At 58.8% G+C, this 14021-nt stretch carries 17 protein-coding genes; 10 read left to right on the top strand and 7 right to left on the bottom strand.

Annotation, left to right across the window (positions count from 1 at the left end):
- The first annotated feature begins 67 nt into the window (after positions 1 to 67).
- Positions 68 to 1477 carry a 3-isopropylmalate dehydratase large subunit gene (leuC, locus tag CU102_RS19045; protein ID WP_106712678.1) on the top strand — a complete coding sequence of 470 codons (1410 nt, stop codon included), beginning with the start codon at positions 68 to 70 and terminating at the stop codon, positions 1475 to 1477.
- 63 nt (positions 1478 to 1540) lie between these two features.
- On the opposite strand, the gene queF is transcribed toward leuC, so the two are convergent.
- The 5 genes from queF to CU102_RS19020 all read right to left on the bottom strand — a co-directional run bounded on the left by queF (position 1541) and on the right by CU102_RS19020 (position 4342).
- A complete protein-coding gene (gene queF / locus CU102_RS19040; RefSeq protein ID WP_106712677.1) occupies positions 1541 to 2002 on the bottom strand; it encodes a preQ(1) synthase in 462 nt (153 codons plus the stop codon).
- The gene (locus CU102_RS19035) at positions 1999 to 2385 is read right to left on the bottom strand and encodes a 6-pyruvoyl trahydropterin synthase family protein (protein ID WP_106712676.1); all 387 of its coding nucleotides are present in this window, start codon (positions 2383 to 2385) and stop codon (positions 1999 to 2001) included. The genes queF and CU102_RS19035 overlap by 4 nt, the downstream gene beginning before the upstream one ends.
- Positions 2386 to 2493: 108 nt before the next feature.
- The gene (gene queE, locus CU102_RS19030; protein WP_106712738.1) at positions 2494 to 3153 is read right to left on the bottom strand and encodes a 7-carboxy-7-deazaguanine synthase; all 660 of its coding nucleotides are present in this window, start codon (positions 3151 to 3153) and stop codon (positions 2494 to 2496) included.
- Positions 3150 to 3860, bottom strand: a complete 711-nt coding sequence (queC, locus tag CU102_RS19025; RefSeq protein ID WP_106712675.1) for a 7-cyano-7-deazaguanine synthase QueC — start codon at positions 3858 to 3860, stop codon at positions 3150 to 3152. The genes queE and queC overlap by 4 nt, the downstream gene beginning before the upstream one ends.
- 77 nt (positions 3861 to 3937) lie before the next feature.
- Positions 3938 to 4342 carry a hypothetical protein gene (locus tag CU102_RS19020; protein WP_106712674.1) on the bottom strand — a complete coding sequence of 135 codons (405 nt, stop codon included), beginning with the start codon at positions 4340 to 4342 and terminating at the stop codon, positions 3938 to 3940.
- 174 nt (positions 4343 to 4516) lie between these two features.
- Between CU102_RS19020 and CU102_RS19015 the strand changes: the two genes are divergently transcribed.
- The 5 genes from CU102_RS19015 (at position 4517) to CU102_RS18995 (ending at position 8787) form a co-directional block, all read left to right on the top strand.
- Positions 4517 to 4990 carry a GNAT family N-acetyltransferase gene (locus CU102_RS19015; RefSeq protein WP_106712737.1) on the top strand — a complete coding sequence of 158 codons (474 nt, stop codon included), beginning with the start codon at positions 4517 to 4519 and terminating at the stop codon, positions 4988 to 4990.
- 371 nt (positions 4991 to 5361) lie between these two features.
- Positions 5362 to 5760, top strand: coding sequence for a succinate dehydrogenase, cytochrome b556 subunit (gene sdhC, locus CU102_RS19010; protein WP_106712673.1), 399 nt, complete (start codon positions 5362 to 5364; stop codon positions 5758 to 5760).
- A 13-nt stretch (positions 5761 to 5773) separates the two neighbouring features.
- Positions 5774 to 6157: a succinate dehydrogenase, hydrophobic membrane anchor protein gene (gene sdhD / locus CU102_RS19005; protein ID WP_106712672.1), complete on the top strand. Its 384-nt coding sequence runs from the start codon at positions 5774 to 5776 to the stop codon at positions 6155 to 6157.
- Between the two features lie 8 nt (positions 6158 to 6165).
- Positions 6166 to 7989 (top strand): succinate dehydrogenase flavoprotein subunit, encoded by a 1824-nt coding sequence (gene sdhA / locus CU102_RS19000; protein WP_106712671.1) that lies wholly within the window; start codon positions 6166 to 6168, stop codon positions 7987 to 7989.
- 18 nt (positions 7990 to 8007) lie between these two features.
- The gene (locus tag CU102_RS18995) at positions 8008 to 8787 is read left to right on the top strand and encodes a succinate dehydrogenase iron-sulfur subunit (RefSeq protein WP_106662103.1); all 780 of its coding nucleotides are present in this window, start codon (positions 8008 to 8010) and stop codon (positions 8785 to 8787) included.
- Positions 8788 to 9004: 217 nt separating this feature from the next.
- Here CU102_RS18995 and CU102_RS18990 read toward each other — a convergent pair whose 3' ends face one another.
- Positions 9005 to 9442 carry an OsmC family protein gene (locus tag CU102_RS18990; RefSeq protein ID WP_106712670.1) on the bottom strand — a complete coding sequence of 146 codons (438 nt, stop codon included), beginning with the start codon at positions 9440 to 9442 and terminating at the stop codon, positions 9005 to 9007.
- Positions 9443 to 9694: 252 nt separating this feature from the next.
- Here CU102_RS18990 and CU102_RS18985 point away from each other — a divergent pair, with 252 nt between their 5' ends.
- The gene (locus CU102_RS18985; protein ID WP_106712669.1) at positions 9695 to 10150 is read left to right on the top strand and encodes a hypothetical protein; all 456 of its coding nucleotides are present in this window, start codon (positions 9695 to 9697) and stop codon (positions 10148 to 10150) included.
- 37 nt (positions 10151 to 10187) lie between these two features.
- Complete coding sequence (locus CU102_RS18980) at positions 10188 to 11222, top strand: aldo/keto reductase (RefSeq protein ID WP_106712736.1); 1035 nt, start codon at positions 10188 to 10190, stop codon at positions 11220 to 11222.
- Here CU102_RS18980 and CU102_RS18975 read toward each other — a convergent pair.
- On the bottom strand, positions 11219 to 12460 hold the full coding sequence (locus tag CU102_RS18975; RefSeq protein ID WP_106712735.1) for a ubiquinone biosynthesis hydroxylase: 1242 nt from the start codon (positions 12458 to 12460) through the stop codon (positions 11219 to 11221). The two genes, CU102_RS18980 and CU102_RS18975, sit on opposite strands and share 4 nt — an antisense overlap.
- A 94-nt stretch (positions 12461 to 12554) precedes the next feature.
- Between CU102_RS18975 and tesB the strand changes: the two genes are divergently transcribed.
- Together tesB and CU102_RS18965 are read left to right on the top strand one after the other, a co-directional pair.
- A complete protein-coding gene (gene tesB, locus CU102_RS18970; protein WP_106712668.1) occupies positions 12555 to 13424 on the top strand; it encodes an acyl-CoA thioesterase II in 870 nt (289 codons plus the stop codon).
- Between the two features lie 252 nt (positions 13425 to 13676).
- Positions 13677 to 14015 (top strand): P-II family nitrogen regulator, encoded by a 339-nt coding sequence (locus CU102_RS18965; RefSeq protein ID WP_106712667.1) that lies wholly within the window; start codon positions 13677 to 13679, stop codon positions 14013 to 14015.
- The last annotated feature ends 6 nt before the right edge of the window (positions 14016 to 14021 follow it).

The following is a 14021-nucleotide window of genomic DNA, read 5'->3' as shown; positions in this document are numbered from 1 at the left end:
AGTGGACCTCGAGTGCATATGTCCACGAAATAATTGAAAAGCACGAAACCGTGCCGAGGATGTTGCTATGACTGCGCCACGTACACTCTATGACAAGATATGGGATGACCATCTGGTCGACAGCCAAGCTGACGGCACGTGCCTTCTCTATATTGATCGCCATCTTGTGCATGAGGTAACCAGCCCGCAGGCTTTCGAAGGCTTGCGCGTAGCGGGCCGCAAGGTCCGTCATCCGGAAAAGACATTGGCTGTCGTCGATCACAACGTGCCAACCTCGCCGGACCGGATCCACGGTATCAAGAACGAGGAAAGCCGCATCCAGGTCGAGGCGCTTGCCAGGAATGCTGCGGATTTCGGCGTCGAATATTACTCAGAGAAGGATATCCGCCAGGGTATCGTTCACATCATTGGACCGGAGCAGGGCTTCACCCTGCCGGGAATGACCATTGTTTGTGGCGACAGCCACACGTCCACGCATGGCGCCTTCGGCGCGTTGGCACACGGCATCGGCACGTCGGAAGTCGAGCACGTTCTCGCCACCCAGACGCTGATCCAGTCGAAAGCCAAGAACATGCTGGTGCGTGTCGATGGCGTGCTTCCGGCTGGCGTTACCGCAAAGGACATCATCCTTGCCATTATCGGCGAGATCGGGACTGCTGGCGGCACCGGATATGTCATCGAATATGCGGGCGAGGCCATTCGCGCGCTGTCGATGGAAGGCCGCATGACGATCTGCAACATGTCGATCGAAGGCGGTGCTCGCGCAGGTTTGATTGCTCCCGACGAGACGACATTCGCCTACGTCAAAGATAAGCCGCGCGCACCAAAGGGCGCAGCCTTCGAGCAGGCCGTCGAATACTGGAAGACGCTGAAGAGCGATGAGGGCGCACATTTCGACAAGGTCGTCGTGTTGAACGCGGCTGATCTGCCGCCCATCGTTTCCTGGGGGTCTTCACCGGAAGATGTGATCTCGGTCACTGGCGCAGTGCCAAACCCGGACGAGATTGCCGACGAAACCAAGCGTTCGTCGAAGTGGCGTGCACTCGACTATATGGGCCTGAAGCCCGGCACGCCGATCACCGACATCAAGCTTGACCGCGTGTTCATCGGTTCCTGCACCAATGGCCGCATCGAGGATTTGCGCGAGGTTGCCAAGGTTGTCGAAGGCCGCAGGGTCAGCGAGACGGTTGATGCAATGATCGTACCGGGATCTGGCCTCGTCAAGGAACAGGCGGAAGCCGAGGGCCTCGACAAGATCTTCAAGGCGGCAGGATTTGATTGGCGCGAGCCGGGCTGCTCCATGTGCCTCGCCATGAATGACGATCGTCTGAAGCCGGGCGAGCGCTGTGCGTCAACTTCAAACCGCAACTTCGAAGGGCGTCAGGGCTTCAAGGGCCGCACGCATCTCGTGTCGCCCGCCATGGCGGCAGCCGCGGCGATTGCGGGACATTTTGTTGATATTAGAGAGTGGAAATAGCAGCCTGAAACGGCCCGACGGGCTAGAAAAAAACGGGGCCCCGGAGCCCCGTTTTCATTTGCTTCACCCGCGCCCGCGATAGGGCGGAACGCCCTGGTCCGGGAGCCACAGGCCTTCCGGTACCGGCCCGGTCTGCCAGAAGACATCGATCGGAATGCCGCCACGCGGATACCAGTAGCCGCCAATGCGCAGCCATAAGGGTTTTACCGCCTCGACGATGCGCTTGCCGATGTTGACGGTGCAATCTTCATGGAAAGCGCCATGATTGCGGAAGCTGCCAAGAAACAACTTCAGCGATTTGGATTCGACAAGGCTCTGGTCCGGTGCATAGTCAATCACCAGGTGACCGAAGTCCGGCTGGCCGGTGACCGGGCACAGTGAGGTGAACTCAGGGCAGGCGAAGCGCGCGAGAAAGAGCGTTCCGGCCTGCGGGTTGGGGACGGCGTCGAGCATTGCCTCGTCAGGATGTTGCGGGATCTTCACATCCTTGCCGAGCATCGTCGCCTGTTCTGCATAATGGCTCATGCTGTCACCTCTCTTTTTTCGTATTCACCCTGATATTCGCAGCCCTCGCCGCACGTATCGCGGTACACGCCAACCTGCGCCAGACCGGGCAGGACCGCCGCGAAATGCCGCCAAAGCCAGATCGCAATGTTCTCAAGCGTCGGTGTTTCGAGCCCTCTGATCTCGTTGAGGTACCGGTGATCGAGGAGCTCGAGGGCACTGTCAAAGGCGTCCTTGACAACCCCGAGATCGGAAATGAGGCCTGTCCTCGCGTCCGGTTTACCTTCCAGTGTTACGCGAACGCGAAAACTGTGGCCGTGCAGGCGCGTGTTGACATGCCCGTCAGGAAAAATGTGCGGCAAATGGTGTGCCGCTTCGAACGTGAATTCGTTGAAGATTCTCAATTGATGCTCCGTCAGCTCTGGCGCAATACAGGCGCCCGCTAAAGCAATTCCAGCAAAACTGTGTAACGGTTTTGGCAATCGGAACTGCGGTAAACAAAGAGCTTGCCCTCAGGGCAAGCCGATCAGTTTATGTGTCTGCGTGCTCAGCCGCCAAAGCGGGTGGGCGAGGCAATAGGCCGCTGCAGATGCCACATGCGATGCGGTTTGCGCCGGATCGCCGATAACGTCAAGTGGTTGCAAATAGAAATGCTCGAAGGAAAGCTGCTCGAAGCGTGATGGATGCGTCTCCGCTTCCTTCTGCGGAAACACGAGCTTGAGCTCGTTGCCGCTGGTCTGAACCAGTGGTGCGGCTGCCTTGGGTGAGACGCAGATCCAGTCGAGACCGGCTGGCGCGGCGATGGTACCATTGGTCTCGACCCCCACTTCGAAGCCGCGCACGTGGAAGGCGTCGATCAGGGCCAAGTCGAGTTGCAGCAGCGGTTCGCCGCCCGTGCAGATGACATAGGGCTTCCCGCCTGAATTATGCGCGTCGGGCCAATGCGCCGCAACCGCATCAGCCAGCGCATCAGCGGTCTTGAACTTGCCGCCGCCCGGTCCATTCAGGCCAACAAAATCCGTATCGCAGAATTGGCACACCGCTTCCTCGCGATCGCGCTCGAGTCCGGACCAAAGATTGCAGCCGGCAAAGCGCATGAACACGGCGGCTCGTCCGGTATGATTGCCCTCACCCTGCAGGGTCAGGTAGATTTCCTTGACGGCGTAGGTCATGCGGCCTCCGCCTTGAACTTCTGCCATCCCGCCGATCGCAATTCGCAGGCCGGGCAGGTGCCGCAGCCATAGCCCCATGCGTGCCGGTTGGAGCGGTCGCCGAGATAGCAGGTATGGGTATTTTCGACGATCAGGTTGAGCAGTGCTTCGCCGCCTAGATCCTGCGCCAGCGCAAAGGTCTCGGCCTTGTCGAGCCACATCAACGGAGTCTCGATGGTAACGCGGCGGTCGAGGCCGAGCGACAGCGCCACCTGCTGCGCTTTCAGCGTATCGTCGCGGCAGTCGGGATAGCCGGAATAATCGGTCTCGCACATGCCGCCGACGATGACCCGCAAACCGCGGCGGTAGGCCAGTGCGCCCGCAAGCGTGAAAAACAGGAGATTGCGGCCGGGCACAAAGGTATTGGGCAGGCCGTTGTCAGCCATCTCGATGGCTATGTCGTTGGTCATTGCCGATGCGCCGAGTTGGCCGACAATGCCCGCATCGAGCATATGATCGTCGCCCAGCCGTGCCGCCCATTGCGGAAAGGTGGCTGTGATCGCCTCACGAAACTGGTGGCGCACCTCGAGCTCGATCCGGTGGCGCTGGCCGTAATCGAAACCAACGGTCTCGACGCGATCGAAGTTTGCCAGCGCCCAGGCGAGGCACGTGGCAGAATCCTGCCCGCCGGAAAAAAGGACGAGTGCGCCGTCGGAGTTGCGAGCCATGTTACTACCTCGTGGAAAGCGGCCCCAATACAGGGCGCAGCTAACGGAGGCAAATCAAATCTTGGCGCAAGCCGCTCCTAGTCGCAGTCGGGATGACCGAGGACGGGCGTTTCGTTGCGGTCGAGACCATACATGTAGCCGCGTCCTTGAATGACAAAGGGGCTGTTGCAGCCCCCGGTGTTGGGCGCCGGGACGACGCCAACGACGAGCGGATCGCTGACTGGCGAGATCACCGACGGGCCTTTGGCGCGCTTGTAGACCGGCACCTGCCGCCGGATGTCCCTGCCCAGCTTGTCGGATTTCGCTGCGGCCGCGCCGATAAAGATGATCTTGGGGCCGCCCGCCTTATGCAGGACCACATTGCCATATTCGTCGCCGTAGCTGTTGCTGGGATTGAACTCGTCTGCCGCCGCAACCTGCGAACTGATTGCGAGCGCCAGTGACGCCAGTACTGAGCAAGTAAGATTTTTCGTATGGAACATGGCCGCCTCGGATGGTCGAATTTTCCTGTACCCGAGATTAACCCTTTATTAACAATTGTCATCTGCCCAAAGTCTAATCAAATCGATTTTCATACCGGGCACAGGTTGACGGGCGCGACACAATCAACCAATCCTCAGGCGAACGAGAGCAGGCATGAAGGGACGGAAGCAATCATGAGCAAAAAGACTGCAGATGAACACGCCATCGACATTTCCCTATTGCATCTGAGCGATGCCCATGAGTTCGCTCCGCTGCTTGCCAGTTACGCCCAGGCGTTGAAACGGGGCGCCCCGCGCAGGCCTGATGATTACTATGCGGAAAATCTCCTGCGCGATCGCGCGGCCGAGATCGCCGGTGCACGTCTGGACGGGCATCTCGTCGGCTTTGTGATCTTCTACGATCTGCCCGAGCCGGTTTCCGGCATGCGCGCCGGTCAGGTCGACCACATCTATGTCCATCACGACCACCGCGGCAAAGGCATCGCCAAGGCCCTGATTGACGTGCTCGCCGACAAGGCGGAGGAGCGCGGCTGGACCAAACTCTCGCTCAACGCACCGCGCGTTCCGGAAGACGGGCGCAAGCTTTACGAACAGGTTGCCGCCCCAGCCGACTGGACCAGCTTCATTATTCGCTTCGGCAATCAATAACTGAAGTTCGTTGCAGAGTGCCGCGATGGGGCGGCATTCTGCGAACGACCCGGCTTGTCGCATACAAACATTGTTCGAACGAGCCCGAAACAAGCAATCTTGACCCACAACGGACGGACTCAGTCAATTATTTTTTTGCACCACATGGCGTCAGAAATTTACGCTTTCGAGGTCGTTTCACGGGCTTTAAACGATTGAATTTTAAGCAAAAACCTTATTGACTTGCTATTGGTGCCAATTCGCCGCATGAGGGTGCGGAATGGGGCTTTGACGCAGTGCAAAAACCGGATTAAAACCCTTCTAAATTGCCTCTATCCAGCCTTTTCGGCCCTGCCCGCCAGTTCAGGCGCGGCGCTACTCTTGGGGACGCTATGAGCAAGACAAACCTGCATGCGAATCGGCCACTGTCGCCGCATTTGCAAATCTACAAGCCAATTCCAACCATGGTCATGTCGATCGTTCACCGTATCACCGGTGGGGCCCTCTATTTCGGCACGCTGCTGGTTGCCTGGTGGCTGATCGCTGCATCGACGAATGAAGACTATTTCAATTTCGTCAATGCGATCTACGGCTCCTGGATCGGTCGTCTCGTCCTGCTCGGTTACACATGGGCGCTCATCCATCACATGATCGGCGGTATACGCCACCTGATCTGGGATACCGGGCGTGGCCTTGAAAAAGAGACCACCACGAAGATGGCGTGGGCTTCGCTCGTTCTTTCCGTCATTCTGACGATCCTGGTCTGGATCGCCGCATTCACAATAGCTTAAAGGAGGCCGAACGATGGGCGATATGCGCACGCCGCTTGGCAAGGTTCGCGGATTGGGTTCTGCGAAAGAGGGTACGGATCATTTCTGGCGTCAGCGGCTGACGGCCGTGTCCAATGTTCCGCTAATGTTGTTTTTCATCGGGTTAATCCTGTCCCTGCATGGCGCGGGCTATGTCGAAACGCGGGCGGCCCTATCTCACCCGCTAACTTCGCTGGTCCTATTGATGGTGGTCATCTCCGGCCTCTATCACATGCGCCTCGGCATGCAGGCCATCATTGAGGATTATGTACACGGCGAAGGCATGAAGATCGTGCTGTTGATGCTCAATACGTTTTTCGCCCTGGCGGTCGGCGTTGCCTGCATCTTTGCAATTCTCAAGCTGAGCTTCGGAGGCTGAGCCTAATCATGGCACCAACAGATACCAAGGCCTATACATTCGTCGACCACAAATTCGATGTGGTTGTGGTTGGCGCTGGCGGCGCTGGCCTGCGAGCAACCCTCGGCATGGCCGAGCAGGGCCTGAAGACGGCCTGCATCACCAAGGTATTCCCAACCCGTTCGCACACGGTGGCGGCGCAGGGCGGCATTGCCGCCTCGCTCAGCAATATGGGCCCGGACTCCTGGCAATGGCATATGTATGACACCGTCAAGGGTTCCGACTGGCTCGGCGATACCGACGCCATGGAATATCTTGCGCGTGAAGCACCGGCTGCCGTCTACGAGCTTGAACATTACGGCGTGCCATTCTCGCGCACGGAAGCGGGCAAGATCTACCAGCGCCCTTTCGGTGGCCACATGATGAACTACGGCGATGGGCCCCCCGTGCAGCGCACCTGCGCCGCGGCGGACCGCACCGGCCATGCCATTCTGCACACGCTATATGGCCAGTCCTTGCGCAACAATGCGCAGTTCTTCATCGAATATTTCGCGCTCGATCTCATCCAGGATGAAGACGGCACAATTACGGGCGTTGTTGCCTGGAATCTCGACGATGGCACGATCCATCGCTTTGCGGCCAAGATGGTTGTCATGGCGACGGGCGGCTATGGACGCTCCTATTTCTCTGCAACCTCCGCTCACACCTGTACGGGTGATGGCGGCGGCATGGTCGCCCGCGCCGGCCTGCCTCTGCAGGATATGGAATTCGTGCAATTCCATCCGACCGGCATCTATGGCGCCGGCTGCCTGATTACCGAAGGCGCACGCGGCGAGGGCGGTTACCTCGTCAATTCCGAAGGCGAACGCTTCATGGAGCGTTACGCGCCTTCCGCCAAGGATCTGGCATCGCGCGATGTGGTTTCGCGTTGCATGACGCTGGAAATCCGCGAAGGCCGCGGCGTTGGCAAGAACAAGGACCATATCTTCCTGCACCTAGATCACCTTGATCCAGCGGTCCTGCATGAACGCCTGCCGGGTATTTCCGAATCGGCTAAGATTTTCGCTAGCGTTGATCTGACGAAGGAACCCATCCCGGTTCTGCCGACGGTTCACTATAATATGGGCGGCATTCCGACCAATTATTGGGGTGAAGCGCTCAATCCGACCAAGGAAGATCCCGACCGCATCCAGCCCGGCCTGATGGCCGTGGGTGAAGCAGGCTGTGCTTCGGTGCATGGAGCCAACCGCCTCGGCTCCAATTCGCTCATTGACCTTGTCGTGTTTGGCCGTGCTGCGGCAATCCGCGCCGGTCAGGTCATCGATCGCAACTCCAAGGTGCCGGATATCAATGAGGCTTCGGTGACGAAGATCATGGATCGCTTCGACCGCCTGCGTCATGCCAATGGCGGCACGCCGACGGCAGCTTTGCGCGAAAAGATGCAGCGGACCATGCAGGAAGACGCCGCCGTCTTCCGCACATCGGAATCACTGAAGTCCGGCGTGGACCGCATGGAAAAGATCTGGAGCGAACTGCCGGATATCAAGGTTACGGACCGCTCGATGATCTGGAATTCCGATCTGGTCGAGACGCTGGAGCTGGAAAACCTGATGGCCAACGCTTTGACTACGGTTGTTGCTGCCGAAGCCCGCAAGGAAAGCCGCGGCGCCCATGCGCATGAGGATTTCCCGAGCCGCGATGACGTCAACTGGCGCAAGCACAGCCTTGCCTGGCTTGCTCCGGACGGCAAGGTCACGCTCGGCTATCGTCCTGTCCACCTTGACCCGCTGGTCAAGGAGGAGGATGGCGGCATCAGCCTCGCCAAGATCGCGCCGAAAGCGCGTGTGTATTGATTTAGGAACCAGAATATCATGGTTGAACTTGCCCTTCCCAAGAATTCGCAGATGCGGCCCGGCAAAACCTGGGACCGCCCGCAGGGCGCCAACAATCTGCGCGAGTACCGGATTTACCGCTGGTCGCCGGATGATGGCGAGAATCCGCGTATCGACACCTATTATGTCGATCTCGACGATTGCGGGCCGATGGTCCTTGATGGACTGTTGTGGATCAAGAACAAGATCGATCCGACCTTGACGCTGCGCCGTTCCTGCCGCGAGGGCATTTGCGGTTCCTGCGCCATGAACATCGATGGCACCAATACACTCGCCTGCACCAAGGGCATGGATGAGATCAAGGGCCCGGTGAAGATCTACCCATTGCCGCATCTGCCTGTCGTCAAGGATCTGGTGCCCGATCTTTCCAACTTCTACGCGCAGCACCGCTCGATCGAGCCGTGGCTGAAGACGGTCTCGCCTGAGCCGGCTAAAGAGTGGCTGCAGAGCCACGAAGACCGCGCCAAGCTCGACGGCCTTTATGAGTGCATTCTGTGCGCCTGCTGTTCGACGTCCTGCCCGAGCTATTGGTGGAATGGCGACCGCTATCTCGGTCCGGCCGTGCTCTTGCAGGCCTATCGCTGGCTCATCGACAGCCGCGACGAGGCGACGGGCGAGCGTCTCGACAACCTCGAAGACCCGTTCCGGCTCTATCGCTGCCACACGATCATGAATTGTGCGCAGACCTGCCCCAAGGGTCTGAACCCGGCTAAGGCAATCGCCGAGATCAAGAAGATGATGGTGGAACGTCGGGTTTGATCTGACGGATGCAGTACTGCTGCGCGTGGTTCGACAAGCTCACCATGAAGTGGGTCGAACCGCATGACACTGGTGGAGCACTGCCAACCAGGGTCCATGCAATCAACAGCCCTCCTTCATGGTGAGCTTGTCGAACCATGCACATAGTCGAGTGGCCAGAATAAAATGAAACGGGCGCCAATGGCGCCCGTTCTGCTTCAAGACCAGGTCGGCTCAATCATCCCAATTTCGCATCCAATGTCACTTCAATCGCACCGAGTGCCTTCGACAACGGGCAGCTGGCTTTCGCCTGTCCTGCGAGCTTCTGGAACGTCGCGTCATCGATGCCCGGAACAGTGCCAACCAGTGTCAATGCGCTTTTGGTAATCTCGAAGCCGCCGCCGGCTGCAGGATTGACGGTCACCTTTGCCTTGGCCTCGAGATTCTCCGCCGGGGTGCCGTTCTCCGCGAGGAAGTGCGAAAGCTGCATGGCGAAGCATCCGGCGTGAGCTGCGGCAAGCAGCTCTTCCGGATTGGTCCCGGACGTGCCGCTTTCGTCCTGAAAGCGTGCCTTAAAATTGTAGGGAAGATCATTGAGCGCCCCGCTTTGCGTCTCGAGTGTGCCGGACCCGTCGGTAAGAGCGCCTTTCCAGATTGCCGTTGCTTGTCTGTCCATTTCTATCTCCCTCGTTGAAGTTGGTTGCAAGACGTTTGGTGCGCCGTGATCGGGCTTGGCAATAACGGTTCCGTGCTAGCATGGTTCCGTATCATATCCATGGCACCGCATTATTCCATCGCCTAATTTACGGTCCCATCTCCCTCTCGTAAGAATGGCCTTTTTCATTGAGGGATTTTAATCATGCATATTGTTCTGGCAGTTCTCGGGCTCCTCGGCGGAGGGCTCTTCTGGTAGTACAGGTTGAAGGTATTGGGCGAGGCGGCGGGTGATGTCATCGACGGTGCCGGGCGCATGCGAGGATATTTCCGACGCAGGAGAATCCGACTGCAGGCGGAGCATTCGCCGCTGACCGCGATCGAGGATCCGGTGCTTGCTGCCGCGACATTGATCTTAGCGATCCTCGCCGAGGATGTGCTGATTACGGATGGCCATTTCGATGTCGTGAGGAGCGTGATCCTTGATATCAGCAGTCCGAAAAAGGCGGATGAGGCGATGATCTACGCAAAGTGGGCTTTCAGCCAGGTTGGTGATACCGCGATCGTGATCGAAAAAATCTCACCGTTTTTGCGTCAGCAGCTTAGTGAACTGGAAAAGTGCGAATTGATTGATATGGTAGGCGTGGCCGCTGCCGCCGTTCCTGTCTCCCATCATTACGGCCAGCGCGTCAGAAAGCTAAAGCAGAGGCTTGGCCTCCAAGTCGACTGATCAAACCCAAGATCAAAAACAGGAAAAGCCCGTGAAACTGAAAAAGCTTGGCCGAACGGATATCGACGTTACGGAAATTTGCCTCGGCACGATGACCTGGGGCGTGCAGAACACGGAAGAGGATGCGCATCGGCAGATAGACTATGCGCTCGATGCAGGCGTCAATTTCATGGATACGGCGGAAGTCTATGCGATTCCGTCAAGCCCCGAGACCTATGGCAAGACCGAGACCTATATCGGCACATGGTTCAAGAAGACTGGCAAGCGTGACCAGTTTGTGCTTGCCACCAAAATATCCGGAGGAGGCAACAGCTGGATTCGCCACGGAACGCCTCCGGACCGGACATCGGTGCGCGAGGCAGTGGAAGGCAGTCTCAAGCGGCTCCAAACCGATTACATCGATCTCTATCAGGTCCATTATCCTGCCCGCGGGCATTATCATTTCGGCTCGGCCTGGAAATATGCGCCGCAGAACCAGGACAAGCAGCGCGTCACCGCGCAGATCGAAGACGCGCTACTTGGCCTCGACGACATGGTGAAGGAAGGCAAGATCCGGCATATTGGTCTTTCCAACGAGACGGCGTGGGGCATCGGCCAATGGCTGAAGCTCGCCGAACGCCACGACCTACCGCGCGTGTCCTCGGTGCAGAACGAATACAGCCTGCTGCAGCGCGTGTTCGATCTCGATCTTGCCGAAGTCAGTCACCACGAGGATGTCGGGCTGCTGGCTTATTCTTCGCTGGCCTCCGGCGTCCTGACCGGCAAGTATCTCGACGGGAAGACGCCGCCCGGAACACGCGGCGCGATCCAGCCGGGCGGTCTCTGGCGCAACAATGAGCATTCCGTACCCGCGGTGAGGGCATATATCGACCTGGCGCGCAAGCACGGGCTCGATGTGGCGCAGATGGCGATCGCCTTCGCCCTGACGCGGCCGTTCATGACCTCTGTCATCATCGGAGCGACGACGATGGAGCAATTGAAGACCGACATCTGGGCAAGCACGGTCACGCTTTCATCCGAGGTACTCAAGGAAATCGAAGCGATCTACCGGAAATATCCGCGCCCGCTTTAGATCGGCTGGCCCTGCAGTAGTTTCGGCGCTGTCGTCGACAATCCCGCGGCCTGGCGGATGAAGAATCCCTTGAGCCGCGGCATCCGTTCGACGAGGCCGAGCCCGAAGTCGCGCAGCGCCCGTACCGGCACGCTGTCATTCGAAAACAGCCGGTTCAACACATCGGTGGTAACGCCCATCTGCACCGTATCGAAGCGCCGCCAGGTCTGGTAGCGCTCGAGTACCGCCACCGAGCCGATATCGAGCCCGAGCCGGTCGGCGTCGACGATCGTCTCTGCAAGTGCTGCCGCATCCTTGAAGCCGAGATTGAGGCCCTGGCCGGCGATCGGGTGAATGCCGTGCGCCGCGTCGCCGGCAAGGGCAAAGCGCGGTTTGACGAAATCGCGCGCCAGCGTCAGGCCGAGCTGGAATGATTTACGGCCGCCTTCGACGCGCAGCTCGCCGAGCTTCAGGCCAAAGCGCTGTTCGAGCTCATGTTCGAAGACGAAATCGTCCTCTTTGATCAGCCGCTCGGCATCGTCCGTCCGTTCGGTCCATACCAGCGATGAGCGGTTGCCCTTGAGCGGCAGGATCGCAAAGGGGCCGGCAGGCAGGAAATGCTCCTCGGCGCGGCCATGATGCGGACGCTCATGTGCGACGGTGCAGACGATGCCGGACTGGCCATATTCCCAATTGACCGTCTTGATTCCCGCCATGTCACGCAGCCGCGATTTCACGCCGTCGGCAGCGATCAGGAGCCGCGTACGCAGGCTCTTGCCGTTTGCATAGTGGACCGTCAGGTGTGCTTCGCCGTGCTCGAAGCCGCCCACCGGCGCCCCTTCGATGAAGCTAACGCCGAGCTCTTCGGCCCTGGCGCGCAGCGACGCATTGAGCACGCGGTTCTCCACCATGTGCGCGAAGGGTTCACCCGGCTCGATCTCGCCATTAAAGGTCAGGAATACCGGCCGCACCGGATCGGCGGTGCGCGAATCGGTAACAGTCATTTCGTTGATCGGCTGCGCCTCAGGAAGAATCGCGTCCCAGCAGCCCAGCCTGTCGAGCATGCGGCTTGCTGCCGCTGCAATGGCCGAGGCGCGCGTATCGTTGCGCCAGACGCCCGCGGGTGCCGCGTCAATGACCGTAACGCCCAAATGCGGCGCCGAGGATTTCAGCGCCACCGCGGTCGCGAGACCAACATAGCCTGCGCCGGCGATGATGACGTCGGTGGCTGGTTCCTGTTTCCGGGTTCGTTCAACCATGGTTGCCTCCGGGTTTGTGCCCAATGCAGTGCTTGACTTGTTTGCCTGTTCCTGTTGCAAGCGTTGAAGATACGCCAACAGGAGATGCACGATCATGTCTGACGCCATGAAAGAGCTTTTGTCCATACTCGACCTTGAGACGCTGGAACACAATCTGTTTCGAGGTCGCAGCCCGCAGGTCGGCTGGCAGCGGGTCTTTGGCGGACAGGTCATTGGTCAGGCTTTGGTCGCGGCGCAGCGCACCGTCGATCCTGCCCGGCACGTACATTCGCTGCACGGTTATTTCATGCGCGCGGGTGATCCGAAAGTGCCGATCATCTACGAAGTCGACCGGATCCGAGACGGCTCGAGTTTCACTACCCGCCGTGTCGTCGGCATCCAGCATGGCCACGCAATCTTCTCACTGGAGGCATCGTTCCAGATCGAGGAGGCAGGGCTGGACCACCAGAAGCCGCGCCCGCTCGATATTACGCCCCCCGAGCAGCTGATCAGCGACAAGGACCTGAAAGAACAATATCTGCAGAATGCGCCTGCCAATATCCGCAGGTACTGGGAGCAGGACCGGCCGATCGAGTTGAAGCCGCTATCGCTGACGCACTATTTCTCGCGTGAAAAGCTGCCGCCGGAACAAAATGTCTGGATCAGAGCCACCGGACCCGTGCCGGATGACCGCGCGGTGCAGGCGGCCGTTCTCGCCTACCTGTCGGACATGACGCTCCTCGATACCTCGCTCTATGCGCACGGCCGGTCGATCTTCGATCGCGATTTGCAGGTCGCCAGCCTCGACCACGCCATGTGGTTCCACAGGCCCTGCCGTTTCGATGACTGGCTGCTTTATACGGCAGACAGCCCGAGTACATCCGGTGCGCGTGGCTTCAATCGTGGTGCAATCTATAGCCGTGACGGCGCTTTGATTGCCTCGACGGCCCAAGAGGGCCTAATTCGTGTGCATCCTAAGGAATGAGATTTATTGAATCCCTCGTAGCTGCCTATTTTTTAAGCATGTTGCTGCGAATCGTATAGTGTAATCACTGTCGACTAAAAATATCTATTTGTAATCAATAAGTTGGCGGCCTCCTTCGAGTCTGGCACGGAACTTGAATACTCCTGAGCAGTCACCATGGCCATTAGGGCTTTAGGCGATGGGTTCAACGCGGTTTGCTGCTCTTCGGGTAATTCCACCCGGGGGTACCGCGCTAGCGCAGGGGTATAGTCAATGAAAATTGTGATGGCCATCATCAAGCCGTTCAAGCTGGACGAAGTGCGGGAAGCACTCACCGCTGTCGGCATCCAGGGCCTGACCGTCACCGAGGTGAAAGGTTATGGCCGCCAGAAAGGGCACACCGAGATTTATCGCGGTGCCGAATATGCGGTCAGCTTTCTGCCAAAACTGAAAATCGAGGTGGCGGTCGCTTCCGAGCTCGTCGACACCGCCGTCGAAGCCATTACAACAGCCGCGAAAACCGGCCAGATCGGCGACGGAAAAATCTTCGTTCTTAGTATCGAGCAGGCAGTCCGTATTCGCACCGGCGAAACCGACACCGACGCGTTATGAGTTATT

Source organism: Phyllobacterium brassicacearum, from assembly GCF_003010955.1.
Classification (GTDB): Bacteria; Pseudomonadota; Alphaproteobacteria; order Rhizobiales; family Rhizobiaceae; genus Phyllobacterium; species Phyllobacterium brassicacearum.
Note: the sequence above shows the minus strand (reverse complement) of the source record. Positions and strands in the feature narration are given on the sequence as shown.

Coding starts and splice junctions, on each gene's coding strand:
- leuC (WP_106712678.1), top strand. CDS start 68: ATGACTGCGCCACGTACACTCTATGACAAGATATGGGATGACCATCTG.
- queF (WP_106712677.1), bottom strand. CDS start 2,002: ATGAGCCATTATGCAGAACAGGCGACGATGCTCGGCAAGGATGTGAAG.
- queE (WP_106712738.1), bottom strand. CDS start 3,153: ATGACCTACGCCGTCAAGGAAATCTACCTGACCCTGCAGGGTGAGGGC.
- queC (WP_106712675.1), bottom strand. CDS start 3,860: ATGGCTCGCAACTCCGACGGCGCACTCGTCCTTTTTTCCGGCGGGCAG.
- CU102_RS19020 (WP_106712674.1), bottom strand. CDS start 4,342: ATGTTCCATACGAAAAATCTTACTTGCTCAGTACTGGCGTCACTGGCG.
- CU102_RS19015 (WP_106712737.1), top strand. CDS start 4,517: ATGAGCAAAAAGACTGCAGATGAACACGCCATCGACATTTCCCTATTG.
- sdhC (WP_106712673.1), top strand. CDS start 5,362: ATGAGCAAGACAAACCTGCATGCGAATCGGCCACTGTCGCCGCATTTG.
- sdhD (WP_106712672.1), top strand. CDS start 5,774: ATGGGCGATATGCGCACGCCGCTTGGCAAGGTTCGCGGATTGGGTTCT.
- sdhA (WP_106712671.1), top strand. CDS start 6,166: ATGGCACCAACAGATACCAAGGCCTATACATTCGTCGACCACAAATTC.
- CU102_RS18995 (WP_106662103.1), top strand. CDS start 8,008: ATGGTTGAACTTGCCCTTCCCAAGAATTCGCAGATGCGGCCCGGCAAA.
- CU102_RS18990 (WP_106712670.1), bottom strand. CDS start 9,442: ATGGACAGACAAGCAACGGCAATCTGGAAAGGCGCTCTTACCGACGGG.
- CU102_RS18975 (WP_106712735.1), bottom strand. CDS start 12,460: ATGGTTGAACGAACCCGGAAACAGGAACCAGCCACCGACGTCATCATC.
- tesB (WP_106712668.1), top strand. CDS start 12,555: ATGTCTGACGCCATGAAAGAGCTTTTGTCCATACTCGACCTTGAGACG.
- CU102_RS18965 (WP_106712667.1), top strand. CDS start 13,677: ATGAAAATTGTGATGGCCATCATCAAGCCGTTCAAGCTGGACGAAGTG.